This is a genomic window from Sphingomonas bacterium, assembly GCF_903643065.1.
Classification (GTDB): domain Bacteria; phylum Pseudomonadota; class Alphaproteobacteria; order Sphingomonadales; family Sphingomonadaceae; genus Sphingomonas.
On the sequence record NZ_CAHJWX010000206.1, the window covers coordinates 1 to 4865 of the forward strand.

Annotated in this window: 7 protein-coding genes; all 7 read left to right on the top strand. The window is 70.3% G+C overall.

Annotated elements, in window-relative coordinates; genetic code table 11:
• Positions 1-486: 2,3,4,5-tetrahydropyridine-2,6-dicarboxylate N-succinyltransferase (locus HUU95_RS08395; RefSeq protein WP_174279708.1), on the top strand; the 486-nt coding region annotated here is incomplete at its 5' end.
• An 82-nt stretch (positions 487-568) separates the two neighbouring features.
• The gene (locus HUU95_RS08400) at positions 569-1795 is read left to right on the top strand and encodes a threonine synthase (protein WP_174279709.1); all 1227 of its coding nucleotides are present in this window, start codon (positions 569-571) and stop codon (positions 1793-1795) included.
• Positions 1796-1971: 176 nt separating this feature from the next.
• A complete protein-coding gene (locus tag HUU95_RS08405) occupies positions 1972-2778 on the top strand; it encodes a PEPxxWA-CTERM sorting domain-containing protein (RefSeq protein WP_174279710.1) in 807 nt (268 codons plus the stop codon).
• A gap of 84 nt (positions 2779-2862) precedes the next feature.
• Complete coding sequence (locus tag HUU95_RS08410; protein WP_254602693.1) at positions 2863-3717, top strand: PEPxxWA-CTERM sorting domain-containing protein; 855 nt, start codon at positions 2863-2865, stop codon at positions 3715-3717.
• A 218-nt stretch (positions 3718-3935) separates the two neighbouring features.
• Positions 3936-4208, top strand: a complete 273-nt coding sequence (locus HUU95_RS08415; protein WP_174279711.1) for a hypothetical protein — start codon at positions 3936-3938, stop codon at positions 4206-4208.
• A gap of 23 nt (positions 4209-4231) precedes the next feature.
• Positions 4232-4561, top strand: a complete 330-nt coding sequence (locus HUU95_RS08420; RefSeq protein WP_174279712.1) for a hypothetical protein — start codon at positions 4232-4234, stop codon at positions 4559-4561.
• Positions 4558-4722, top strand: coding sequence for a hypothetical protein (locus HUU95_RS08425; RefSeq protein ID WP_174279713.1), 165 nt, complete (start codon positions 4558-4560; stop codon positions 4720-4722). The genes HUU95_RS08420 and HUU95_RS08425 overlap by 4 nt, the downstream gene beginning before the upstream one ends.
• Positions 4723-4865 lie beyond the last annotated feature (143 nt).

Below are 4865 nucleotides of genomic sequence, written 5' to 3' on the forward strand. Positions count from 1 at the left end.
GCGATCGTGCGGCGCGGGGCGTATGTGGCGCCGGGCGCGATCCTGATGCCGTCGTTCGTCAACATCGGCGCGCATGTCGGCGAGGGCACGATGGTGGATACCTGGGCGACGGTCGGCTCGTGCGCGCAGATCGGGCGGGGCGTGCACCTGTCGGGCGGGGCGGGGATCGGCGGGGTGCTGGAGCCGTTGCAGGCGGAGCCGGTGATCATCGGCGACGGCGCGTTCATCGGCGCGCGCAGCGAGGTGGCGGAGGGCGTGCGCGTCGGCGAGGGCGCGGTCTTGTCGATGGGCGTGTACCTGGGGGCCAGCACGAAGATCGTCGATCGCGCGACGGGCGAGGTGTTCCGGGGCGAGGTGCCGCCGTACAGCGTCGTCGTGCCGGGCTCGACCGGCGGCGACCTCGGCCTCTACTGCGCGGTGATCGTCAAGCGGGTCGATGCCCGGACGCGGAGCAAGACCAGCATCAACGAGCTGCTGCGCGACTGACGCAAGCGATCGGCCGATCGCCGCGCCGTCCATGGTCGCGCTCCCGGTAGCGCGCGCTCCCGGCCGACGGTACACGGCCGCCATGCCCCATCCCAACCTCACCACCGATCGCCCGACCTTCGTCACGCATCTGGAATGCTCGATGACCGGCGAGCGCTACGACGCGGACCGGCTGCACGGGCTGTCGCGCGTCGGCCGGCCGCTGCTGGTCCGCTACGATCTCGACGCGGTCCGCGCCAACCTGCCCAGGCCGATGCTCGACGGCCGCCCCACCGATCTGTGGCGCTGGCGCGAGCTGCTGCCGGTCCGCCACACCGCCAGCATCGTCAGCCTGGGCGAGATCGAGACCCCGCTCGTGCCGATCCCCGCGTCCGGCGGCGCCAACGTGCTGGTCAAGGACGAGGGGCGGCTGCCGACCGGCTCGTTCAAGGCGCGCGGGCTCGTCATGGCGGTGGCGATGGCGCGCGAGCTGGGCGTGACCCGGATCGCGATGCCCACCAACGGCAATGCCGGCGCCGCGCTCGCCGCCTATGCCAGCCGGTGCGGGATCGAGACGATCATTCTAGCGCCCGCCGAGACGCCGGAGGTCAACATCCGCGAAATCGCCGCGCAGGGCGCGCGCGTGTACCGCGTCAACGGGCAGATCGACGAATGCGGCGCGATCGTCGGCCGGGGCGCGGCGGAGGGTCGCTGGTTCGACTTCTCGACGCTCAAGGAACCGTACCGGATCGAAGGCAAGAAGACGATGGGACTGGAACTTGCCGCGCAGCTCGGCTGGCGCCTGCCGGCGGCGATCTTCTACCCCACCGGCGGCGGCACCGGGCTGATCGGGATGTGGAAGGCGTTCGACGAGTTGGAGCGGCTCGGCTGGATCGGCCCGGAGCGCCCGCGCATGTACGCGGTGCAGGCGTCGGGCTGCGCGCCGATCGTGCGCGCCTTCGAGGAGGGCACCGAGCATGCCGAGCGCTGGGAGGACGCGCACACCGTCGCCGCCGGCATCCGCGTGCCCAAAGCGGTGGGCGACTTTCTGATCCTGCGCGCGGTGCGCGAGAGCGGCGGCAAGGCGCTGGCGGTGGGCGATCCGGCGATCCTCGCCGCGACGGACGAATGCGCGCGCCGCGACGGGCTGCTGATGTGCCCGGAGGGCGGCGCGACGCTGGCGGCGTACAAGGCGGCGCTGCGCACCGGCGAGGTGGACGAGGACGAACAGGTGGTGCTGTTCAACTGCGCCACCGGCCTCAAATACCCGCTGCCCCCGGCGGGCGAGCCGCTGGACAAGGATGGGCCGATCGACCTGGCGACGCTGTAGCAGGTGTCGCCGACCTGTTGCCCGCGCGCAACGCCACCGGCCAAATCCGTCGCGCGGCGGCGGAACCGTCCCAAAGTGCGACAGAACGGCTGGCCTGATTATTGTGAACCTATGGTTAAGCGGTATTAACCGTCGCGGGGCGCGAGGGGCGTCACGAACCGGGTGGGGATGCAGAGATGAAGATCGTTCTTTCCGCGGCGGCGGTCGCCGTGGCGCTGTGGGCTGGCGCCACGCCGGCGTCGGCTCAGGTCGTCTATACCTATGGCTCTGGCGCGAAGCTGTTCACGCTCGACAATCTGCCGACCGGCCCGTCGGGCACGCAGGCCTTCTACGCGCCGGATCAGAACAACAGCTCGCTCGGCCTGCCCAATCTCCCGGGCAATCAAGGTGTGCTGACGCAGACGGTGACCGGCACGACGCTGTCGCTGAGCACGCCGACCTTCTTCGCCGATGGCTCGAACGGGCCGGCCACCGGGATTCGCGTCGAGAACGACTCCACGAACTTCCCGTATCTCGGCGTGCCCGCGGGCGTGCAGGTCGGGATCGAGGCGAGCACCGGCAGCGGTGGCCAGCCGGCGCCGGTCTTCGTCAACTTCTCCGACGCGCTGTCCTATTTCTCGGTGAACCTGTATCGGCTCAACAGCGGCGCCGGCCCCGGCTCGCCGTTGCCCGTGATGTCGACGGTCACCGCTTATTCGGGGCTGAACGGGACTGGCTCGGTGCTCGGTACGGCGTTGGGCTCCATCACCGGCGGCCTCAACTTCGGCTACACCATCATCCAGCTGCCGAACCTCGTCGGCGCGCGGTCGTTCACGTTGCAGGGCGCCAACGGCCTGCCCAACTATGACGACATCACCGCCACGCTGTTCGTGGCCCCCGCCGCGGTGCCGGAGCCGGCGACCTGGGCGATGATGCTCGGCGGCTTCGGCCTGGCCGGCGCGGTGATGCGCCGCCGCACGCGCCGCACCGTCACCTTCGCCTGAACCGAGCCGGGGCCGCCGCCCGGCGGCCCCGCGCCATTCCATCGATCCGCCGCCGCGCGCGGCGCCCACGTCCAGGGACACATCATGAAGAAGCTCTCGATCGCCGCGCTCGGCGTGTTCGCATCGCTCACGCTCGCCGTCACCGGCGCGCAGGCCACCACCTACACCACCGACCCGTTCAACGGCCTGCAGCCCGGCGGCAGCCAGGACAACCCGTCGAACGTGTCGGCATTCGGCCAGTACTTCGCCTCCGCCAACGGAGGCGTGCTCAGCGCGCTCAGCTTCCTTGACAGCGACTCGACCACGACGGGCACCAGGCTGATTGTCCGAACCTTCGACACGGCGACCATGGCGGCGGGCACCGTGGACCTGTTCAACGGCTCGGGCACGATCTCCGGCTTCGGCGATCAATCCTTCGCCGACGGGAACGGCGGCTATGTCGACTTCTTCTATCGTCACAGCTTCACCTTCCCGTCGAGCGGGTCGAAACAGGTCGTCCTCACGCCGGGCCAGGCCTATATCGCCTATCTGGTCGACGCGCCCGGCAAGGACACGTTCAACGGCTCGACCACCTATGGCATCACGCTGGACGATGACGGCAATATCCTGACCGATCCGCCGACGGTCTGCTACCTTGGCGGTTGCGACGAGGGCACGCCGGTCGGCGTCCTGGGCAACGGCACCTATGCGTTCGGGCTTGGCAAGTACGACACGGCGCTGGGCGGGGCGGAGGTCCGGCAGACGGCGGGGGGCGCGTTTATTCAGACCGCCAATCCGACGCCTGGCCAGAGCATCTTCTTCCAGGCCGACTTCGCGATCACCATCGATCCGCTCGCTGCGGCCGTGCCGGAGGCGGGGACCTGGGGGATGATGATTGCCGGCTTTGGCTTGGCCGGCGTGGCGCTGCGCCGTCGTCGCACGACGGTGGCCTTCGCCTGACTCGACGAAGTCGTGACGCGGGGCGTCGCGCCGGTGGCGCGGCGCCCTGTTCACGCGCTCGGACAGTCTGCTCGCCGCTCCGCGCGACCGACCGCGCCAGTTCGAAGACGTCGATCCCTGTTCCGCGTCGCGGGGCTGGACTGGCGATCGGGCGCGGTTAGGCCGACCGGAAAAGAAGACAGGGTCGCGCGTCCTCCAGCAACGGGCACCCGCGCGTCATGAAACGACACCTCGCCTGCCTCGCCTTCCTGTCGGCCACGCCGTCGCTCGCCCAGACCAGCCCGTTCGATGGGACGTGGCAGGGTGACCTCGCCTCGGCCAAGCTTCCCGCCAAGCCCGACGTGTTCAGCGTCGCCGATGGCGTGTTCCGCTGCTCCACCTGCACCCCGCCGGTGACCACGCCGGCGGACGGCCGTTTCCACGCGGTCCCCAGCCATGACTATTTTGACGAGATGAGCGTCACCGTCGATGGCCCGACGCAGGTGAGCTAGCGTCCCGCCGCGCCGGCAAGGAGGTGAGCCGCTCGTCCGACACCGTGTCGGCGGATGGCCGGACGTTGACGAGTGCCTTCTCCTCCGCCGACAACGCCGCCGGCACCCCGATCGAGATCCATATGGTGGCGACGCGCGTCGCCAGGGGACCGGCGGGCGGGCACGCGGTGTCCGGCGCGTGGCGCCAGCAAGCGGTGCGGGATGTGAGCGCCCCGGCGCGGCTGCTCACCTTCAAGGAGGCTGGCGACCGGTTCACGCTGACCACCGGGACGGGCGAGAGCTACACCGCCACCTATGGCGGCCCCGCCGTGCCGATGGTGGGCGATTTCGGCGGGACGATGGTGTCGGTGTGACCAAGGTCGACGCGACCACCTTCACCGAGCTCGACACGCGCGGCGGCAAGCCGGTCTACCGCTACACCTATCATGTGGCGACCGATGGTCGAACGGTGGGCATCGTCGTGGATGATCTGCGCGCGGCCACCACGACCCGTCTGACCGCGATCAAGCAATAGGCGTCACACGCGCGGACAGTCCGCGCGCGCGCTCCGCGCGACCGGTCGCGCCAGCTCGAAGGCGTCGAACCCGCCTGGCCGGTCGAGCGGGCGGTAGTGGCGCAGCAGCGCGGCCAGCGCGGGATCGCGGCGGAATCGCTCCA